Origin of the sequence: Bacillus sp. FSL M8-0166 (assembly GCF_038008825.1) — a bacterium.
GTDB lineage: Bacteria > Bacillota > Bacilli > Bacillales > Bacillaceae > Bacillus > Bacillus safensis.
On sequence record NZ_JBBOZZ010000001.1, the window covers coordinates 81,935 to 102,317 of the forward strand.

The 20,383-nt window shown below is 43.0% G+C and carries 22 protein-coding genes; 14 read left to right on the forward strand and 8 right to left on the reverse strand.

All coding sequences use genetic code 11. From position 1 onward, the window contains the following. Positions 1 to 124 precede the first annotated feature (124 nt). The gene (locus tag NSS92_RS00525) at positions 125 to 322 is read right to left on the reverse strand and encodes a hypothetical protein (RefSeq protein WP_024424878.1); all 198 of its coding nucleotides are present in this window, start codon (positions 320 to 322) and stop codon (positions 125 to 127) included. After that, positions 319 to 1,590 carry a BaiN/RdsA family NAD(P)/FAD-dependent oxidoreductase gene (locus NSS92_RS00530; RefSeq protein WP_267588092.1) on the reverse strand — a complete coding sequence of 424 codons (1,272 nt, stop codon included), beginning with the start codon at positions 1,588 to 1,590 and terminating at the stop codon, positions 319 to 321. The genes NSS92_RS00525 and NSS92_RS00530 overlap by 4 nt, the downstream gene beginning before the upstream one ends. A gap of 175 nt (positions 1,591 to 1,765) precedes the next feature. On the opposite strand from NSS92_RS00530, the gene NSS92_RS00535 reads away from it, so the two are divergent. Further along, entirely contained in the window at positions 1,766 to 3,388 is a 1,623-nt protein-coding gene (locus tag NSS92_RS00535) for a putative polysaccharide biosynthesis protein (protein WP_267588093.1), read from the forward strand. Positions 3,389 to 3,404: 16 nt separating this feature from the next. Further along, on the forward strand, positions 3,405 to 4,121 hold the full coding sequence (locus NSS92_RS00540) for a pseudouridine synthase (RefSeq protein ID WP_340866730.1): 717 nt from the start codon (positions 3,405 to 3,407) through the stop codon (positions 4,119 to 4,121). Between the two features lie 69 nt (positions 4,122 to 4,190). On the opposite strand, the gene NSS92_RS00545 is transcribed toward NSS92_RS00540, so the two are convergent. Then, positions 4,191 to 4,412, reverse strand: coding sequence for a DeoR family transcriptional regulator (locus NSS92_RS00545; RefSeq protein ID WP_192999080.1), 222 nt, complete (start codon positions 4,410 to 4,412; stop codon positions 4,191 to 4,193). A 370-nt stretch (positions 4,413 to 4,782) separates the two neighbouring features. Continuing rightward, positions 4,783 to 6,081 (reverse strand): NCS2 family permease, encoded by a 1,299-nt coding sequence (locus NSS92_RS00550; protein WP_142945665.1) that lies wholly within the window; start codon positions 6,079 to 6,081, stop codon positions 4,783 to 4,785. Between the two features lie 95 nt (positions 6,082 to 6,176). Here NSS92_RS00550 and pepV point away from each other — a divergent pair, with 95 nt between their 5' ends. Then, positions 6,177 to 7,577 carry a dipeptidase PepV gene (gene pepV, locus NSS92_RS00555; protein ID WP_267588096.1) on the forward strand — a complete coding sequence of 467 codons (1,401 nt, stop codon included), beginning with the start codon at positions 6,177 to 6,179 and terminating at the stop codon, positions 7,575 to 7,577. 23 nt (positions 7,578 to 7,600) lie between these two features. Next, positions 7,601 to 8,227 carry a Type 1 glutamine amidotransferase-like domain-containing protein gene (locus tag NSS92_RS00560; RefSeq protein WP_340866731.1) on the forward strand — a complete coding sequence of 209 codons (627 nt, stop codon included), beginning with the start codon at positions 7,601 to 7,603 and terminating at the stop codon, positions 8,225 to 8,227. A 48-nt stretch (positions 8,228 to 8,275) separates the two neighbouring features. Here NSS92_RS00560 and cysK read toward each other — a convergent pair whose 3' ends face one another. After that, on the reverse strand, positions 8,276 to 9,205 hold the full coding sequence (cysK, locus tag NSS92_RS00565) for a cysteine synthase A (RefSeq protein ID WP_024424872.1): 930 nt from the start codon (positions 9,203 to 9,205) through the stop codon (positions 8,276 to 8,278). A 94-nt stretch (positions 9,206 to 9,299) separates the two neighbouring features. Here cysK and thpR point away from each other — a divergent pair, with 94 nt between their 5' ends. The 4 genes from thpR (at position 9,300) to NSS92_RS00585 (ending at position 12,875) form a co-directional block, all read left to right on the forward strand. After that, positions 9,300 to 9,851: an RNA 2',3'-cyclic phosphodiesterase gene (gene thpR, locus NSS92_RS00570; protein WP_340866732.1), complete on the forward strand. Its 552-nt coding sequence runs from the start codon at positions 9,300 to 9,302 to the stop codon at positions 9,849 to 9,851. 25 nt (positions 9,852 to 9,876) lie between these two features. Then, a complete protein-coding gene (locus NSS92_RS00575; RefSeq protein WP_267588099.1) occupies positions 9,877 to 10,812 on the forward strand; it encodes a hypothetical protein in 936 nt (311 codons plus the stop codon). A gap of 48 nt (positions 10,813 to 10,860) precedes the next feature. Then, positions 10,861 to 11,790, forward strand: coding sequence for a YegS/Rv2252/BmrU family lipid kinase (locus NSS92_RS00580; RefSeq protein ID WP_267588100.1), 930 nt, complete (start codon positions 10,861 to 10,863; stop codon positions 11,788 to 11,790). 284 nt (positions 11,791 to 12,074) lie between these two features. Further along, positions 12,075 to 12,875, forward strand: a complete 801-nt coding sequence (locus NSS92_RS00585) for a phosphotransferase family protein (RefSeq protein WP_076840453.1) — start codon at positions 12,075 to 12,077, stop codon at positions 12,873 to 12,875. On the opposite strand, the gene NSS92_RS00590 is transcribed toward NSS92_RS00585, so the two are convergent. Then, the gene (locus NSS92_RS00590; RefSeq protein ID WP_024424867.1) at positions 12,872 to 13,147 is read right to left on the reverse strand and encodes a YtzH-like family protein; all 276 of its coding nucleotides are present in this window, start codon (positions 13,145 to 13,147) and stop codon (positions 12,872 to 12,874) included. The two genes, NSS92_RS00585 and NSS92_RS00590, sit on opposite strands and share 4 nt — an antisense overlap. Before the next feature lie 188 nt (positions 13,148 to 13,335). Between NSS92_RS00590 and trmB the strand changes: the two genes are divergently transcribed. The 3 genes from trmB (at position 13,336) to NSS92_RS00605 (ending at position 16,713) form a co-directional block, all read left to right on the forward strand. Next, the gene (gene trmB / locus NSS92_RS00595; RefSeq protein ID WP_024424866.1) at positions 13,336 to 13,977 is read left to right on the forward strand and encodes a tRNA (guanosine(46)-N7)-methyltransferase TrmB; all 642 of its coding nucleotides are present in this window, start codon (positions 13,336 to 13,338) and stop codon (positions 13,975 to 13,977) included. 115 nt (positions 13,978 to 14,092) lie between these two features. After that, on the forward strand, positions 14,093 to 14,941 hold the full coding sequence (locus NSS92_RS00600) for a YtnP family quorum-quenching lactonase (protein WP_340866733.1): 849 nt from the start codon (positions 14,093 to 14,095) through the stop codon (positions 14,939 to 14,941). 74 nt (positions 14,942 to 15,015) lie between these two features. Then, positions 15,016 to 16,713 (forward strand): NAD-dependent malic enzyme, encoded by a 1,698-nt coding sequence (locus NSS92_RS00605; protein ID WP_267588102.1) that lies wholly within the window; start codon positions 15,016 to 15,018, stop codon positions 16,711 to 16,713. A 41-nt stretch (positions 16,714 to 16,754) separates the two neighbouring features. Here the strand turns inward: NSS92_RS00605 and NSS92_RS00610 are convergent, their stop codons facing one another. Next, the gene (locus NSS92_RS00610) at positions 16,755 to 17,069 is read right to left on the reverse strand and encodes a PepSY domain-containing protein (RefSeq protein ID WP_003217759.1); all 315 of its coding nucleotides are present in this window, start codon (positions 17,067 to 17,069) and stop codon (positions 16,755 to 16,757) included. A gap of 199 nt (positions 17,070 to 17,268) precedes the next feature. Here NSS92_RS00610 and NSS92_RS00615 point away from each other — a divergent pair, with 199 nt between their 5' ends. Continuing rightward, the gene (locus NSS92_RS00615) at positions 17,269 to 18,342 is read left to right on the forward strand and encodes a M42 family metallopeptidase (RefSeq protein ID WP_267588103.1); all 1,074 of its coding nucleotides are present in this window, start codon (positions 17,269 to 17,271) and stop codon (positions 18,340 to 18,342) included. Between the two features lie 46 nt (positions 18,343 to 18,388). Here NSS92_RS00615 and NSS92_RS00620 read toward each other — a convergent pair whose 3' ends face one another. Continuing rightward, positions 18,389 to 18,835 (reverse strand): YtoQ family protein, encoded by a 447-nt coding sequence (locus tag NSS92_RS00620; protein ID WP_065214510.1) that lies wholly within the window; start codon positions 18,833 to 18,835, stop codon positions 18,389 to 18,391. A 200-nt stretch (positions 18,836 to 19,035) separates the two neighbouring features. Here NSS92_RS00620 and NSS92_RS00625 point away from each other — a divergent pair, with 200 nt between their 5' ends. Continuing rightward, positions 19,036 to 20,064, forward strand: coding sequence for a PTS transporter subunit IIC (locus NSS92_RS00625; RefSeq protein WP_267588104.1), 1,029 nt, complete (start codon positions 19,036 to 19,038; stop codon positions 20,062 to 20,064). Beyond that, entirely contained in the window at positions 20,051 to 20,371 is a 321-nt protein-coding gene (locus NSS92_RS00630) for a thioredoxin family protein (protein WP_024424860.1), read from the forward strand. Before NSS92_RS00625 ends, NSS92_RS00630 begins: the two co-directional genes overlap by 14 nt. The last annotated feature ends 12 nt before the right edge of the window (positions 20,372 to 20,383 follow it).

The window sequence follows — 20,383 nt, forward strand, 5'->3', positions numbered from 1 at the left end:
GTTGTTCTACACGTTTAAGCAGAGGACTTTGCTTAATATCCCCTAACTCAACTTATTTCAAACAAAAAGAGGCGAGCTTCTCACTCGACCTCCACTTTACCGTAACATGTTTTGCTTCCATTTATCAACTATCGATATGTGAAGACGATTTTTCCTCAATTCGTTTGCGAAGACGGTAGACATATTCTTTTAAACATACTGCGAAAATGGTAAACGCCAAAACAATGGCGACTTTTAACGGGGTAATGGACAGCTTCAAGAAAACTGCGGCTGTCAAACTGATAACGACCGCAAGAACAATTGGTAGTGCGCGTCTGATCATTGATCTCTCTCCTTTGCTTCTAGTGCAGCATTCATGCCGGCAAGCCTGCCTGTCACAAGTGCTGACGTGATATTGTATCCGCCTGTGTAGCCGTGAATGTCTAGAATTTCTCCGCAGAAATAAAGACCGGGCATTTTTTTAGACGCCATTTTCTTCGGTTCGATTTCCTTCACAGAAACACCGCCTCCTGTCACAAACGCTTTGTCCAAGGATAGCGTCCCATTTGCATGAACAATAAAATGTTTGCAATCATGGGCAAATGCACGCAGTTTATCTTTGGCTAGACCAGAAAATGTGTCTTGAGGATCAATACCGTTCCGTTCTAACAGAAACAATAAATAGCGTTCTTGCATCCAAGACTTGAGGACATTTTTAATGGCTTTCTTTGGTTCATCTTTTAGGTCACGATGAAGCTTTTGGAACAGCTCCTCATCATTCAGCTTCGGATATAAGTCTATTTGCAGGCGGACTGCCGGCTGCTTTTTTAATTCTTTTACAACAAATCCGCTGCATCTAAGAACAGCTGGACCTGATAAACCAAAGTGAGTAAAGATCATATCCATGACATGTGTGACGACGGGTTTCCCTTTTTTATTTAAAACACTGACAGCCACACTTCTTAAAGAAAGACCTTGAAGCACTTTTTCTTTAATAAATCGTTCATCTGATGTGACCGGTACTTCTGTTGGGAAGAGCTCTGTAATGGTATGACCGGCTGCTTCTGCCCATGCATATCCGTCACCAGTAGAGCCGGTATGCGGCACACTTTTTCCGCCGACAGCAATGACGACAGACTTACTTGAAATTTTTTCATCATTATTTGTAACAATTCCAGCTACTTGTCCGTCTTGATACAGAACCGTTTTGATTTTTTCGTTCGTTCGAATGGTGACATTGAGGACGCGGAGCCTGTCTAGAAGGGCATCCACAACAGATTGTGCTTTGTTTGAGACAGGGAACATACGTCCATGGTCTTCTTCTTTTAGTTCAATGCCAAGGTTTTCAAAAAACGAAATAATATCCTCGTTGTTGAACTCAGAAAATGCACTATATAGAAAACGGCCGTTTCCGGGAATATGCTTGATGATTTCTTCTACTGGAAGGCGATTGGTGACGTTACAGCGTCCGCCGCCAGAAATGGCCAGCTTTCTGCCAAGTTTGTTTCCTTTGTCAATTAACAGAACAGTAGCGCCGTGCTCTGCTGATGCAATCGCGGCCATCAGTCCAGAAGGTCCGCCGCCAATGACAATGACATCATAATGTTTCATGTTACATTCCTCTTTCTACTTTCAGTCATTTTTCTATTATAACGAAGATTAGGGAAGGCTGAAATATGAATTGATTGGTTTTGTGACTTCAGTATTGGATTTGTTACCTGTGTGTTGAAATGATGTGGTAAAATAATTAAGTTGAATATTCATTAGAAAAATGGTGGTTAAGCGCATGTCTAATAAACTGCTTCGTGGTACGTTGGTTTTAACGATAGGGACGTATCTCTCTCGTATTCTTGGTATGATTTATTTAATTCCATTTAGCGCAATGGTTGGAGCAACTGGTGGTGCGCTATTCCAATATGGATACAATCAGTATACGATCTTTTTAAGTATTGCTACGCTTGGTTTTCCAACAGCGGTATCAAAATTTGTTTCCAAATATAATGCGATCGGCGATTATGAGACAACAAGAAAAATGTTCAGGGCGGGTATGTCGGTCATGCTTGTCACCGGGATTATCGCCTTTTCTATTTTATATTTGTCCGCACCGATTTTTGCCAAGATTCAGCTTGGCGGATCAAATGAAACAGGCGGTTTGACTGTCGATCAAGTGGTATATGTGATTCGAATGGTCAGCTTAGGTCTTTTGGTTGTACCGATCATGAGTCTTGTACGCGGGTTCTTCCAAGGACACTCCATGATGGGACCGACAGCTGTTTCCCAAGTGATTGAACAGCTTGTCAGAATCATCTTCCTATTAACGGCGACGTTTATTATTTTAAAGGTGATTGACGGCGGGCTTGTCATTGCTGTCGGATATGCAACATTTGCCGCACTGATCGGTGCATTTGGCGGTTTATTCACGCTTTATTTATATTGGCTGAAGCGGAAGGACCGGCTCTTATCCATGCAGCCGAATACAGGCGCTCACTCTGAATTATCTTATAAGCAAATGTTTACAGAGCTGTTTAGCTATGCGGCGCCGTATGTATTTGTTGGACTTGCGATTCCAATTTATTCTTATATTGATACAAACACAATTAATAGAGCCATGATTGCATCAGGACATCAGGATATTAGTACAGCGGTATTGTCCATTGTGACGTTATATTTACCGAAGGTCGTGATGATTCCTGTGTCACTTGCAACAGCGTTTGGCTTAACATTGATTCCGACGATTACGGAATTATTTACAGCACGTAATTACAAGCTGCTCAATAGACAAATTGATCAGACGATGCAAGTCATTTTATTTTTCGTGCTGCCTGCTTCATTTGGTATCTCGGCATTGGCTGGACCGGCTTATTGGTTTTTCTATCCGTCTGTTCATCCTGAGATTGGGATCTCCATTTTGTTCTGGTATGCACCTGTTGCATTATTGTTTTCTTTATTCACCATTAATGCAGCGATTCTGCAAGGGATCAACAAACAAAAATTTGCCATCGTCAGTCTTTTGTTAGGGATCATTATTAAAACGGTTCTGAACATCCCGCTGATCAGCTGGCTGCAAGGAAATGGTTCTGTATTGGCAACGGCATTAGGCTATAGTGCGTCCATCTTGTATATGTTTATCATGATTAAACGCCATGCCGGCTATTCGTTCCGCAGAATTTTCAAACGTTTTATTCTCATTGGTATTTTAACGGCGATTATGGCTGTCGTGACATATATGACAAGTCAGCTTGTGAACCAAGTAATTTCTTATGAAGGCGGAATTGTACAAGCGGGTATCGTCATTTTGATTTCCACGATCACTGGCGGCGGGGTGTATATGTTCTTGTCTTATAAGGTGGGATTACTAGAGCGTGTACTTGGTAGCCGTATGCCGAAATTTTTAAGAAAAAAGAGTTAAAAAGAGGTAGATATTCATGAGGCTTGATAAATTGCTTGCTAACAGCGGCTTTGGTTCAAGAAAAGATGTAAAAAAGCTTGTCAAGGCCCGCGCTGTCACAGTGAATGGAGAAGTGGCGAAGCAGGTGAAAGATCATGTTGATCCATCAAATGATGAAGTGCTCGTACATGGAGAGCGTGTAGAGTATAAAGAATTCATTTACTTAATGATGAATAAGCCTGACGGGGTGATCTCAGCAACTGAAGATCTGCGGGATGAAACGGTTGTCGATTTACTTGAGCCGGAGGATATTGCAAGGGAGCCATTCCCTGTGGGGAGACTGGATAAGGATACGGTCGGTCTCCTTCTCCTCACAAATGATGGACAGCTTGCTCATCAATTACTTTCTCCAAAAAAGCATGTGCCAAAAACGTACGAGGTTCATTTGAAATATCCTTTAGGAGATCAAGACATTAAGCGTCTTGAAGCGGGCGTTGTCATCTTAGATGATTATCACACGAAGCCGGCGAAGGTTGAAGTAGATGCGAATGAAGACGAAGATACACGCATCCGTTTGACGATTACTGAAGGGAAGTACCATCAAGTGAAGCTGATGGCGCAAGCGGTGGGAAATGAAGTGATCTTTTTAAAAAGGCTCTCGATGGGGGCAGTCTCTTTAGATGAAGATCTAGCACCTGGAGAGTACCGTGAATTGACGGATGAAGAATTAGACAGCTTAATGAATCGTGAATAACATAAGAACAAAAGAAAAGAACCGGCATATCGCCGGCTCTTTTTGTTATATGGACAATTCATTATACGCTTAAGATGTTATTTTTACTTTTTTTCTCGTTGTTTCCCATTTGCCTCTGCTTGGACTATGAACAAGATCGTTATAGGCAAGCACGTTTAAGTCTCTTTGAATGGTTCTAGGTGTGATCCCGAATTCATCAACCAGCTCTTGTGTCGTCACAAGGCCTTTCTCTTGAATGAACATATAGACTGATTTGATTCGAGTCATCATACGGTTTGTTGAAGGTTTCAAAAAACCACTCCCTATCAATAAGATCGGATGGACTTGACTAACCACAACTTACTACACTAAAACTGCGAAATAAGGACATGCAACAATGGTAAATGTTCGTGTTTGTTAATGTTTTATTCTATTATACACGTTATTATGCATCTAGTTCCACCAAAAAGTCAACTTTACGTGTTTTTAAACTTGTCTTCATGAAATAAAATATGGTATATATCATGATTTGAATCCGGTTACAACCCAATTATCATAGGGGATATGAAAGAAGCTAACACTTCCAAACGTCCAAAAATAAACACAGAAAATTTACAAAATAAAAAATTCAGTGAAGGCAAAAAGACACATTCTATGTTAGGATGTGCCTTTTTTGTTTCTTTTATCCTTCTAAGAAAAAGAGCTGAATGAAAAATAAGACCGCAAAGATGAGAACAAGCACATGTACTTCTCTCCATTTCCCTTTCGCCAATTTCACAAGCGGATATGAAATAAATCCAAGTGAAATCCCTGTAGAGATACTAGAAGTCAGCGGCATCGAAAGAATGACAAGAAAAGCAGGGAATGCTTCGTCTAGTTCGTTCCAGCGAATGCGTGACACTGAGTTCATCATCAAGCAGCCAACAATGATTAAAACAGGTGATGTGATGGATGGTAAAGAAGAAATAGCTTGAACGAGCGGGCCAAAAAATAATGCCACAATAAACAGTGCAGCGACCGTTAAAGAAGTCAGCCCAGTTCTTCCGCCAGCAGCAACTCCTGATGATGATTCAATATAAGCAGTGGTTGGGCTTGTACCAAACATAGAACCAACCGTTGTTGCAGCAGAGTCAGCGAGCAGGGCTCTGCGCACTTTTGGCAGCTGGCCATTTTTCATTAATCCGGCTTGTTCGGCAACGCCGATCATAGTGCCTGTTGTATCAAAAATCGTCACCAGTAAGAAGGAGAAGACGACAGCATACAAATGATGAGAGAACACGTCACCAAAGGCAGCGATTGGATTTGTAATCAGCATGCCTTCAGGCAGTGCAGGAATGTCCATCAGCATTTTAGGGAAATGAAGCTGGCCTGTTGCGAGCGCAATCAATGTGGTTGCTAACATGCCGATAAACAGTGCACCATTTATTTGAAGAACCATTAAAATAACCGAAATCATTAAGCCGACAAGCGTTAAAATGACAACAGGCGAGCTTAAATTGCCAAGCTTGACAAGGTTTTCTGGATCAGCAGCGATGATTCCAGACTGACGGAGGCCGATGAACGCAATGAAAAGCCCGATGCCTGCTGTAATGCCGTACTTTAAATTATCTGGAATGGCTTGAATTAGTTGTTTTCTAAGGGATGTTAACGATAAAATAATAAAGAGTATACCAGCAACAAATACCGCACTAAACGCTGTTTGATAGCTGATGCCGCCACCTCCGACAACGGTAAAGGTGAAATAGACATTCAGCCCCATGCCTGGTGCAATGGCAATCGGATAGTTTGCAAATAGTGCCATCCAGAGCGTACCGACGACAGCAGCGATGATTGTTGCAGTAAAGACTTGGTCAAAAGGAATGCCTGCTTTTGAAAGAATTCCCGGGTTGACGGCAACAATATAGACCATGGTAAAGAATGTCGTCATACCAGCGATGATTTCTTTCTTTATGTTGGTTTGATTTTCTTTTAACTGAAACATAAAATCCTCCATTTACGAACATTATTACAAAACAATTAATATAATATTCGTTTTAAGGGTGGATTGCAACCTTTTTTCAAGGAGGAATGGAAAAAATGAATTGGGAAGCTGAAGTGATACGAAAAAAAGACGACTTGATCAAGGACACACAATCTTTTTTACAAATTGAAAGTGTCCTTGATGAAGAAGGCGGCAAAGAAGGAAAGCCATTTGGTGAAAAAGTCGATGATGCCCTTCAGTATATGCTGAAAAAAGGGGAAGACGAAGGCTTCACAGTCAAGAATGTCGATGGCTATGCAGGTCATATTGAATATGGGGAAGGCGAAGATATTGTAGGTGTGCTTTGCCATGTGGACGTGGTGCCTGCTGGTGATGGCTGGACAACCCCGCCATTTTCAGCTGACATTAGAGAAAATAAAATCTTTGCACGCGGGGCTATTGATGATAAAGGCCCAACCATGGCGGCATTCTATGCGCTGAAGATCTTAAAAGATTCTGGTCTGCAGCTGTCGAAAAAAATCCGAATGATCATTGGAACAGATGAAGAAAGCGATTGGCGCTGTGTGGATCATTATTTCAAGCATGAAGCGATGCCGCAAATCGGATTTGCACCAGATGCCGATTTTCCGATTATTCATGCGGAAAAAGGGATCATTGATGCGGTTGTGTCATTTACATATCAACAAACAGCGAATCATCAGCGCTATACGCTGAAGCAATTTACATCGGGTATGAGGCTCAATATGGTGCCAGATGAGGCAGCTGCTACTGTGACTGCTGCACAGGAACACGATGCTGAATCATTAAAAACAGCCTTCGAAGCCTATCTTGCTGATCATCAATTATCTGGCAAGGTAAAGAACACAGAAGATGGACTGCATTTTACATTAAAAGGGGTATCCGTTCATGCCATGGAGCCGGCGCATGGGACAAATGCGGGCATTCATATGGCGAATTTCTTATGCGGACACGAATTAGATGAGCAGGGACTTGCCTTTACTTCCCAAATCAACGCTTTATTTGATCAAGATACAAGAGGACAAAAGCTGGGAATTGCTTGCAAAGATGATATTAGTGGAGATTTGACGTTGAATGTTGGGACAATCCGCTATAAACAGAATGAGGAAGCAAAGCTAGGGTTAAATGTCCGCTATCCAGTAACAGCAGACGGCAAGGACGTCAAAAAAGGAATTGAAAGCATAAAAGGGGCGTCCCTTCTAAAATTCGAAGACAGCCCTCCGCATCACGTCTCAAAAGATCATCCGCTTGTGAAAACCTTGCAGCGGGTATATGAGGAACAAACGGGAGACCCTGCTAATCTGATTGCCATTGGGGGAGGAACGTATGCGAGATCTTTAGAAGCTGGCGTTGCCTTTGGACCACTATTTCCTGGAAGACCTGACTGCGCCCATCAAAAGGATGAATATATTGAAATTGATGACTTACTAAGAGCAACCGCTCTATATGCACAAGCCATGTATGAATTAGCAAAATAGTAAAAGAGAAGAGGGGATTCACAGTGAAAAAAATGTTCCTATGCTCTTCATTCAAAGACAGCTATTCTCTCTTGTCTGACTTTGCGGGTGAATCATTAAAAGGAAAGCGCGTGACTTTCTTTCCAACGGCAAGTGCTATAGAAGAAGTCACACACTATGTGGAGGCAGCGAAGGAAGCTTTTCAGCAATTAGGGATGCATCTTGAGACTGTGCAGATAGATGAACAGTCCGCTGAAGAGATCACACAGATGATCAAACAAAATGATGTGATCTACGTTTCAGGAGGCAACACTTTTTATTTATTGCAGGAATTAAGAAAGCATCGTCTCGATAACGTGTTGAAAGAAGAAATCAACAACGGCAAGCTGTATATCGGAGAATCTGCGGGGAGTATCATCATGGCGCCAAGCATTGAATATATCTCTCTGATGGATGATCAAAAGAAGGCACCGGAGCTTTCATCATTTCAAGGCTTCAATGAAATAAGCCGCTATCCAGTACCGCATATGCACAATGCCTATTTAGGCGAGGCTGCGCAGCTAATTATGGAGAAGCATCAGCAGACGCTTAATTTATGCCCGCTTACTGATGAACAGGCTTTACTCGTCACAGGGGAGCAGGCTGAGGTGAAATTTGTCAAAGCGTCTTAACCGTGAAATGAAGAAAAAGGAACAGGGATTCATCGCCCTGTTCCTTTTTTAATCTTGAAAAACATCACTTGATAAATATCGTTCGCCCGTATCTGCTGTCATACAGATGACGATTTGATCTGCCGGCAATTGCTTGGCTGTTTCAATGGCTGCATAGCAAGCCGCCCCAGAGGATGGGCCTACTAAAATTCCTTCAAGCTTAGCGAGCTGCCGTGTGATGTGATAAGCATCTTCGTCACTTACTTGCACGATGTCATCATAGACGTGCTCGTTTAAAATATGGGGGATAAATCCTGGGCTTGTGCCAACGAGCTTATGTTTCCCAGGTTTCCCGCCAGATAAGACAGGAGATCCCTTCGGCTCTGCCACACGGATGGTCAAATGAGGGAAGGCCTTCTTTAATTCCTCTCCAGTTCCTGTAATAGTACCGCCAGTTCCAGCTGTTGCGACAAAGGCTCCAAGAGGCTGTCCAAGTTGTTTCACAGCTTCCATAATTTCGACCGCTGTTGTTCCTCTATGTGCATCTGGGTTCGCCCTGTTGTCAAATTGCATGGGAATAAAGCTGTGAGGAATTTGAGCAGCCAGTTCCTCAGCCTTGCGGATGCAGCCTGGCATTTTTTCTTCTCCTGGGGTTAAGACGACCTGCGCCCCGTATGCCTTCAAAATATTGATTCTTTCCTTTGTCATCGTATCAGGCATGACAAGGATGGCTTTGTAGCCTCTTGCGGCAGCATTCATGGCTAAACCAATCCCTGTATTCCCGCTCGTAGGCTCAATAATGGTTGCTCCTTTTGTGAGCTTCCCTTGTTTTTCTGCTTCGATGATCATATTGTAAGCCGCGCGGTCTTTTACACTTCCGCTGGGATTAAATGATTCCAGCTTTAAGTAAACAGCCGCCGCATTTTCTGGCTGAAGCCGCTGTAATTTGACAAGCGGTGTATCGCCAATCAGCTCAGCTATATTTTGTGCAACTTTCATCAGATGACACCCTTTCTTCTCATTACGCATTTCTTTAGTTATACTATCATCAATGGGGATTCGTAAAGTTTGTTAAAAAAGGACAGGTGATAATGTGTCAGAAAGCCGTCATTATTTTATAGGAATTCACATCCCTGAACAACTTGCGCATCAAATCAAACAAGACATTGATCAAAGGAGCGGACTGTTCTTTCAAAAATGGACAGCACCACATGATTATCATGTGACCCTTGTCTTTTTAGGCGCCATTCCAGAAGAGCGTTTAAAAAAGATCATCCAGCTGCTTGACATCCTTTCAAATGAAGCGTCTGCGTTTCTACTAGAGCTGAATGAGGTAGGGCAGTTTGGTGCGAAGGAGCGCCCGAGAGTCTTTTTTGCAAAGCCTCATGAAAGTGAGCCGCTCATGCACTTAAGAGAAAAGGTGAAAGAAGCCGTCTTGTCAGCAGGACACCCTGTTGAAAAGAGACCGTTTCATCCGCATATGACGATCGCGCGCAAATGGAACGCAGAGGACTTTTATGAAGAACAAGCGCCTTTACGCAAAGAGCCATATGTGATGGAGGTTTCTCGTATCACTTTATTTGAAATACGTCCGAAAGAAACCCCTCGTTATCACGCAATCAAACAATTTACACTACATAAATGATTCTAGAAGTTGGAGTGAACAGCAGATGGCGCAAATTATCAAAATCCAAGATTATATATCACGATATGAACAGGACCCGTATCACTACATCAATCAATTCAATCGGTTGAAAAAACAAAGATGGGACGAATTAAAGAAGGCTTCAAAAGAGGAGGCGCAGCAACCGGCTGACCAAATTCCTCAACAAGCGCCTGAACAAGAGGAAGAAAAGAGAAAGAAATTCTCCTTAAAGAGAAAGCAAAAAGAAGCCGATATGAAAAAGGAACGGGACCTGCGTCTTTTTAACGAGCCGACAGATATAGAGCAAGGGGTTTTCAGAAACGTCCCTACCGATGAAACGAAGCTGATTCACTTTTTTAAGGATCATCTCTTTGAAGTGCAATTAAAATGGGCGAGTTCGACGATTTCACATATTTCAACCGTTTCCCATCATATTCGATATGATGAAAAGCTGCGGATGCTTGCAAGACAGCTTCCGGATTCTTATTTTGTGATGTACAAACCGGTGCTGCTTATTCAAAAAGCTGAGATGGAATTATGTCCGGTACTCATAACGCCGCTCGAAGTGATCTGTTTATCCTTCTTAGAGGCCGAGCCAGACAGCGTCTATATCGGAACGAAGGAACGTTTTTGGGAAAAACGGGCGACTGGGAAAGCTGTACAGTCCGTCTTGAATCCTTGCGCAAGCCTTCTGCGCTCTGGCACCGTCGTATCAAAGATCTTACAGCAAAGTGGTGTAGACCTTCCTGTGAAAAAAATCCTCATCAGCCGAACCTCTTATATTGATTTACCTGAAGTTCCATACGGGATGGAGGTTGTCGATAAGAAGAAGGCAGAAGAGTGGTTTGAAAAGCAGCGGAAAAATACGGCGCCGACAAAGCATCAGCAATTTAAGGCGACAAAGGCATTGCTTGCTTATGGTGAATCAGACAGCAAAAGAAGGCAGGAATGGCTCGATTAAAGAAATGACGGAAGGTCACGAAAAATGACACCTGAGTGGAGCTAATATATGAATGAATGGTACTTTATCGTTAATCCAGAAGCAGGACATGGAAAAGGACTCCGCACATGGAGGAGCATAGAGAAAGAATTACAAAAGGTGGAGGTTTCTTATCGATCGTTTCTCACCCAGCATGAAGGCCATGCAGAAGTTTTGGCAAGACAAATCAGCGCCATGCAGGATGACAGGCTGAAGCGCTTAATTGTCATTGGCGGTGACGGCACTATTCATGAAGTACTGAATGGCTTAAAGGAAATCGATCATGTACAGCTTAGTTTTGTCCCTGCTGGTCATTGGAATGATGCTGCGAAGGGTCTAGGTATCCATCGTCACGATGTCTTAAAAGAAGTGAAAAAGCAAAAGAGAATGCTCACCAAAACATTTTCTCTCGGCTCCTTTCAAGATCATGCTGAAAGTCCGCAATCAGTTCTCTTTCTCAATCATATCGGTGTGGGGTTTGACGCACATGTGCTGAGGAAAACGGTGCATTTTAGAGGGAAAAAGTGGCTGAAACGGCTGGGGCTTGGCTTTATCATCTACCCTCTGTCATTTCTCCATTCTTTATGGTCATTTAAGCCGTTTGATCTTGCGCTATTTATTGAAAATGAGAAGAAAGTCTTTCGCCAAGTGTGGTTTGTGATCGTATGCAATCACCCGTATTACGGGGGAGGGCTGGAAGCAGCGCCGGAAGTAAGTGCGAGGCAGCCAGGTTTTCAAACGATGGTTGTCACAGATTTGAATCCATTCAAAGTCCTTTTGTTTCTAAGTGCAATGGTGTTTCGAAAGCACCTTGGGATGAAGGGGGTTACCCTGTTTCAGCATGTGGAAGCGTACTTAGAAGCAGATGAAAAAATCTTATTTCACGCAGATGGAGAAGTGATCGGCGCAACGCCTGTCTTTGTGAAGGCAAGTGAACGATCCTTAAAATTACGTGCTTAAATAACTTGCGGTATATCCGCAGTCAAAGAACCATGAAAAAAGCCTCTCATTTCGTAAGGTTCTTGTCCTGATTTTTTAGTTTTGCTTGACGAGTATAAGAAGGTAACGATAAAATCTATAGGACGGCTATTGTTTAGCATCTCATTCTCAATAGCTGTCCTTTTTGTTTTTATGATCATATAAATAAAAAAAGAAACAGCCAATTGATCCTCAATCGGCTGAATTTTGTCGACTAAAAAAGCAAGATTTAAAATATTTTAAGAAATGATGGGTTGAAAATTGATATGAACTGGTTGGGACAAATATTAGGTAGCGAATGGCACATCTCTCCTGCTGGAGGCGCTACGGGAGATGCGTACTTCGCAACACACAATGACCAAAAGCTATTTTTAAAACGCAATACGTCACCGTTTCTTGCGGTTTTGTCAGCTGAAGGCATTGTGCCGAAGCTTGTCTGGACAAAACGTATGGAAAATGGAGATGTGATTACTGCACAGCATTGGCTGAGCGGCAGAGAGCTGAAGCCAAAGGACATGAATGATCGTCCTGTAGCAGAGCAGCTAAGAAAAATTCATACATCAAAAGAATTGCTCGATATGCTGAAACGATTAGAGAAGCACTCTCTAGACCCAGAATCCATTCTGATGCATCTGAAACAGTCCATATTAAACGAGCAAATTGATTCACAAGACATCACGCGTGCCATCCAGTACTTAGAGAAGCATGTGGAGGCTGTCCATTTTGAGGACAAGGTCGTCTGTCATTGTGATCTCAATCATAATAATTGGCTACTGACAGATGAAAACCAGCTCTATTTGATCGATTGGGATGGGGCGATGATTGCAGACCCAGCGATTGATCTTGGGCCGCTTTTATACCATTATGTTGAGGAAGAGAACTGGGAAAGCTGGCTCTCTATGTACGGCGCCCCGCTGACGGACAATTTGCGAAAGCGCATGGCGTGGTACGTGCTCGCTGAAACCGTATCGTTTGTCGTTTGGCATAAAAGAAAAGGAAATGAAAAGGCGCAAAAAGAAGTGCAAGCGGAGCTAAATGCACTTTTAAAACGGTTAAACATCCATTAAGACAGTGGAATGTTTTCGACCCACTCGGACAGATGTGATTGATGCTCCTCGATATGTGCATCAATTGAACTGACAGACGTGCCCTTTTGGCTGTAATCATAAATATCTGTTAACAGCTGACGAATGTCAGCATCCAGATCTTCTTTTGCCAGCATTAATTGAATCACGCGTCCCACCTGTTCATATTCTGCAACAGTCCCGCAGCAATCCAGCTGGTGATCGGTTAAAATATCTTTGATTAATTGAAGCTGATGTTGACGGTTTAAACCCATATGAATGCTCCTTTCCTGCGTGTCATTTATGAGGTTAAACTGTGCATTCAGCGCCCAATTTATACATGCGGCAGACCAGCTCAAGTGAAGGGCTGGTCTTTTTATATGGACATAGAAGATGCTGTCTTGCGGGTCTTTATGTTTCATGGTATCTTGATAAAATGTAAAGAAAATAGAGGTGTATCAAATTGAGAATGCGACATAAACCATGGGCTGATGATTACTTAGCTGAGAATGCTCATATTGCTTTAGCAAGTCCCGAGCAATATAAAGGGAAATGGCATGAGCTGTTTGGAAATGATCATCCAATCCATATCGAAGTTGGGACAGGGAAAGGGAGCTTTATTGCTGGAATGGGCAAGCTTCATCCTGATATCAACTATATTGGCATTGAATTATTTAAAAGTGTCATTGTGACGGCAGTAGATAAAATCAAAGAGACAGATGTTGAAAATGTAAAGCTTTTGAATATCAATGCTGAGACGCTGACAGATGTGTTTGCGGAAAATGAGATTGACCGGGTGTATTTGAATTTCTCTGATCCGTGGCCAAAAGCAAGACACGAAAAGCGCAGATTGACGTTTAAAACCTTTTTAGAGCGATATGAACATATTCTTCGTCCAGGCGGTGAATTACATTTCAAAACAGATAACCGCGGGTTATTTGAATATTCCTTAAAAAGTTTTTCTGCCTATGGCCTTCTTTTAACGTATGTCAGCCTAGATTTACATGAGGACGGCTTAGAAGGAAACGTGATGACTGAATATGAAGAGAAATTCTCGTCTATGGGACAACCCATCTATCGATCAGAAGTCAAATTCCCAGAATAACAAGTGACATCAAGCTGGCTGCAAAGAAAAATTGCAGTCAGCTTTTTTTATGAAAAATTGGTGCATGCGATTTTTGGCTGTATTTGCTACGATAGAAAAAGGAGGGATGACAGCAATGGAGACAATGAAAATAGGTGAAATGGAACTGTTTTGGTTAAACGGGGGAGATACGCACATGGACGGCGGTGCGATGTTCGGTGTCGTGCCAAAGCCATTATGGTCGAAAAAATACCCGGTAAATGACCGCAATCAAATTGAATTACGTTGTGATCCAATTCTCATTCGGTGGAACGGTCTTCATCTGTTAGTGGATTCCGGCATCGGATCAGGGAAGCTGACGGATAAACAAAAACGCAATTACGGCGTGACAGAGGAAACCAAATTGGAAGAATCTCTAGCAGCCCTTGGCCTGCGCCCATCAGATATTGATTACGTTTTAATGACACATCTGCACTTCGATCATGCCAGCGGATTAACAAAACGTGAAGGCGATAAGCTCATTTCTGTTTTTCAGCAGGCAAAAATCATCACATCGAAAATCGAATGGGATGAAATGAGAGCACCAAACATTCGCTCAAGAAATACATATTGGAAAGAAAACTGGGAGCCTGTGGCAGATCAAGTCGTCACATTTGAAGAAAGCATCGAAGTGACAGAAGGAATCGAGCTGCATCATACAGGCGGCCACAGCAATGGTCATAGTATTTTAACGCTCACAAGTGAGGGCGAAACAGCGATTCATTTAGCTGATATCATGCCAACACACGCTCATAAAAATCCACTCTGGGTTCTGGCATATGATGATTACCCAATGACTTCGATTCCAGCCAAGCAAAAGTGGCAGGCGTATGCTGAAGAAAAAAATGCATGGTACTTGTTTTATCATGATGCCATTTATCGTGCTGTAAAATGGGACGTAGATGGGCAGATTACACACGAAATCAAAAGAGAAACAGGAAGATAAAAGATCATCTGTATGTTTTTTTCGCCTTTCACACAAAATAACGACAAAATGAACTTGTGAAAGGAAGAGTGCAGGTGAACCAATTTTATCGTGTACAAGGTGATGTGATCGAAACACCATTAAGAGGGATGGAAGTCATGTCAGTCCCTTATTTAAACAAAGGGGTTGCATTTACAAAGGAAGAGCGGGAGGAGCTCGGTTTAAAGGGATTTCTTCCGCCTAAGGTCTTAACCTTAGAGGATCAAGCAAAGCGTGCATATGAGCAGTTTAAGGCACAGCCGGATGAGCTAGGGAAAAATGTGTATTTAACATCACTCCATGATAGAAACGAAGTGCTTTTTTACAAATTACTTAATGAGCACTTGGCGGAAATGCTTCCGATTGTCTACACGCCGACTGTAGGAACGGCTATTCAGCGTTATAGCCATGAGTATCGAAAGCCGAGAGGGCTTTATTTATCGATTGATGATCTGGAAGGCATGGAAGAGATTTTTGCTTCTTATGGTGTCGATGAATCAATTGACTTGATCGTTGCAACTGATGCAGAAGGCATTTTAGGCATTGGAGACTGGGGCGTTGGCGGAATTGCCATTTCAGTTGGGAAACTTGCTGTTTATACAGCTGCAGCAGGCATTGATCCCAGCCGCGTGCTGGCAGTAGTGCTTGATGCCGGAACGAACCAGGAAAGTCTCTTGAATGATCCGCTTTATGTTGGAAATCAGCATTCCCGCGTTCGAGGAGAGCGCTATGATCAGTTCATTGATCAATATGTCGAGCTTGCCCGTGCTACTTTCCCAAATGCACTCCTTCACTGGGAAGACTTTGGTACAAAGAATGCCCGTGCAATATTGGAAAAATATAAAGACCGTATTTGTACATTTAACGATGACATTCAAGGGACTGGTGCCGTTTCACTTGCTGCAGTTCTGGCATGTGCAAAAGCTTCGAAGGTTCCGCTGAAAGATCACCGGATCGTCATTTTTGGAGCGGGTACGGCAGGTATTGGCATAGCTGAGCAAATCCGTGATGCCATTGTCAGAGATGGAGTCAAAGAAGAGGAGTCCTACGATCATTTCTGGTGTATTGATAAAACGGGGCTGCTCACAGATGATTCACCCGACATTCAGCCATTTCAAAAACCGTATGCAAGGCGTTCTGACGAAGTAAAAGATTATGCGCGTAATGGTCCAAAGCATTCGATTGATCTATTAGAGGTCGTCAAACAGGCGAAACCAACGATTTTAATTGGCACCTCGACTGTCGGAGGAGCATTTACAGAAGAAATTGTGAAAGAAATGGCGTCACACGTGGAGCGCCCTGCAATTTTACCGATGTCGAATCCGACACCTCTTTCAGAAGCAAAGCCGGAAGATCTGATTAAGTGGACTGAAGGGCGCGCTCTTGTGACAACGGGAAGCCCATTTGATCCTGTCGAATATGACGGCGTCACATATGAAATTGGACAAGCGAATAATGCCCTTGTCTTCCCAGGTCTTGGTCTAGGCACAATTGTGTCAAAAGCAAGGCTGATGACAGACAGTATGTTTGTTGCGAGTGCTGAAGCCATTGCAAGCATGGTCAATGTTGGGAAGCCGGGTGCAGCGATGCTGCCAAGTGTTGATCAGCTTCGAACCGTTTCAGCGACAGTTGCCGTCCGTGTGGCACAGGCGGCAATTGATGAAGGAATAGCAGAAGAAACGCCTGATGATCTCATTCAGGCTGTGCAGGACGCTATGTGGCATCCTGTGTACAAAAAAATCAAAGCCATATAAAAAAAGCTTCGCAAGGACACGTCTTTGCGAAGCTTTCTTGATCAAGCAACAGAATCAATCACATCAACGATCATGCCTGTTTTGGCATCAATCATCACTTCATACTGTTCAAGCTCGCCAAAGGCAGAGCGGGTAATGCCAGATTTGTATACATCAATCGTTTCGCCATTTACGGTATACGGTTCTGGTACAGTATAAATCCAAGAGCCATCAATCGGGCCGCGCTGTTTAAAAGCAGATTTCACAATTTTTAATGCTTTTTCAGACGAGATATACGTAGGGAAAAATACTTTCTTTGCAACAATTGCAGCGGCTACGCCAATACTCGCCCCAATCAGAACATGTTTTAACTTCAACGTGCTGCACCTCCGTATTGCTGTTTTTTCCATTATACAAAACTTGTCCATTGATGTTAAGGAATCCGAATACTTGAAAGCATATTCAAAATTTCTGGAGAGATACTTGGAAAACCGAAAGAATTCTTATAGTATAAAGTGAGTGTCATTTTTATAGGAATATATATGGTCATTACATAGAAACGAGGTAAACTGTAGAATGAACGAAGAAACATTGTCACTTTTCCGAAATTTAACAGAATTACAGGGAACTCCAGGAAATGAGCACCATGTGCGTGCTTTTATGAAAAAGGAACTTGAGAAATATTCTGATGAACTCATTCAAGACCGTCTTGGCGGAGTGTTTGGCGTACGCAAGGGGCCGGAAAACGCACCGAAAATTATGGTAGCGGGTCATATGGATGAAGTCGGATTCATGGTCTCATCGATTACGAAAAACGGTATGATTCGTTTTCAAACACTTGGCGGCTGGTGGAGTCAAGTCATGCTGGCGCAGCGTGTGGACGTCCATACCGATCACGGGCCAATTCCTGGTGTCGTCTCTAGTACACCTCCTCACCTTCTCACACCAGAACAAAAAAGCAAACCTGTGAAGCCGTCAGATATGCTCATCGATATTGGTGCAGACAGTGAAGAAGAGGCAAAAGAGCTTGGCGTTCGCCCAGGACAGCAAATCGTTCCTGCAACGGTTTTTACCCCAATGGCGAATCCAAAAAAGATTTTAGCGAAGGCATGGGATAACCGGTATGGCTGCGGCCTTGCGATTGAATTATTAAAAGAATTAAAAGACGAATCACTTTCATGTCAGCTGTATTCAGGAGCAACTGTTCAAGAGGAAGTAGGACTTAGAGGAGCTGAGGCAGCTGCGAATATGATTCAGCCAGATCTTTTCTTCGCTTTAGATGCGAGTCCTGCAAACGATGTGACAGGTGACAAAACACAGTTCGGCCAGCTTGGAAAAGGTGCACTTCTGCGTATTTTTGATCGGACAATGATCATGCACCGCGGAATGCGAGACTTTGTGCTTGATACTGCTGAGACAAACAACATTCCATATCAATATTTCGTATCACCGGGTGGTACGGACGCTGGACGTGTTCATATTTCAAACCAAGGTGTACCTTCTGCTGTGATCGGAGTTTGCGCACGCTACATTCATACAAGTCATTCTGTTTTGCATGTGGATGATTACGCAGCGGCAAAAGAGTTAATTGTCCGCCTTGTCAAAAATTGTGATCAAAGCACAGTGGACTCTATTTATCAACAGGTATAAATGTGATAGAAAAAGGCTGCCTCTTCAATGAGAGCAGCCTTCTTCATTATTGCTGTTCAAACACATAAGATAACGCCTTGATCGCTTGGTTCACGGTTTCCACAGTGATATTCGCTTTGTTTGATAGTTCCTTTAACGGATGGTGCAGCTCTTTTGGACGGATTAAAATAAGAGGTTTACCTTTTGCAATCGCAGCAGATGCATCCATGGCTGTGTTCCACTGTTTATATTTCTCACCAAAGCGCGCAATGACGACATCAGCTTTGTTTAATAAAATTTCAGTACGAAAATTGTTCAAATCAGAAGCAGCATCATCTTTGAAAATGGCATCCGGCTGCTCACCTAAAATATCCTCACCGATGTTATCTGAGCGGTCATGATTTTCCATTGGACCGACAAATGTCACTGGCAGCTTCAAAGATTGGCTTTTCTCCTTGATTTCATCACGCCACTGGCTATGAATTTCTCCAGCTAAATAGACAGTTAATTGCATAACGATCTCCTCCTTTTGTACAAACTTAGTAAAGGTTTGTCCTGTTTCTTTTCATGTTACACAAGAAGTGCTTGATAAAGCAAAAAAAATATGATTATGATATTCATGGTAGAGACTATTTTTCATCGTAAGAATACTACATATAATGGGAAGGACAGGCCTCTTCGTCTTTCCTATGAGAAAGCAGGAAGACGACGTTGATGACTTATTTAAAAAGAAAGGGGATCTCCCTTTCGCCAAAGGTGTATTTCATTGATGCACTTTCTTATATGGCTTTAGGTCTATTTGCTACATTAGTGGTAGGTCTGATTTTAAAAACAGCAGGCGGTCTGTTATCACTTCCACTCATCATTAAAATGGGAACCCTCGCCATGGGGCTCATGGGACCGGCGATCGGCGTAGCGGTTGCGTACCGTTTACATGCATCTCCTTTGATCATTTTTGCAAGTGTTGTCTCAGGCGCTGCAGGAGCAGAGCTTGGGGGACCTGCGGGAAGCTTTGCCTCAGCATTAATTGGTGTGGAACTCGGCAAACTGGTCAGTGGAGAGACAAGAATTGATATTATTTTAACGCCGCTTGTCACCATTATCACTGGCTTTTTCACCGCTGCTTTGATCGGACCTGGGATTGAAGCCATGATGACAGGGCTTGGCAGGCTCATCATGTGGGGGACAGACCAAAGCCCGCTGATCATGGGCATGCTGGTAGCGACCATTGTTGGACTTGCTCTCAGTTCTCCGATCTCAAGTGCTGCACTTGCGCTCATGCTTGACTTAAGCGGAACAGCTGCTGGTGCTGCAACGATTGGCTGCTGTGCTCAAATGGTCGGCTTTGCCGCTGCAGGCTTTAGAGAAAATCGCTTTGGCGGTCTTGCGGCTGTCGGCATTGGAACGTCAAAATTGCAGCTTTCGAATATTGTGAAAAACCCCCTCATCCTGATTCCGCCGACGATTGCTGGTCTGATTCTCGCGCCAATTGGTATTATTGGCTTTGGGATGGTCAATAATGCGGCAGGAGCGGGAATGGGAACGAGCGGCCTTGTTGGACAGCTCATGACGCTGACAGTCATGGGGTTTCATCCATCTGTATTTCTGGCGATCGCTCTCTTGCATATCGTTGGCCCGGCAGTGATTAGTTTGGTAGTATCAGAATGGATGAGAAAGAAAGGCTATATACAATTCGGAGATTTAACCATACAAACTGGAGGAATGAAACATGAAAAAAATTGAATCAAACGAAGAATTACAAAAAGTGATTCAAGAAGACTTAACCGTATTGCTATTTTCGGCTGACTGGTGCCCGGACTGCACATTTATTGAGCCATTCTTGCCAGAGCTTGAAGCAAACTACCCAGAATTTGAGTACTTCTATGTCGATAGAGACAAGTTCATTGACACTTGTGCAGAGTGGGAAATTTATGGTATTCCAAGCTTTTTAGTCTTTAAAAACGGACAAGAGATTAACCGCTTTGTCAGCAAAGATCGTAAGACAAAGGAAGAGATTGAAGCATTTTTAACAGATTCTCTTTCTAAATAACGAAAGGAGAGT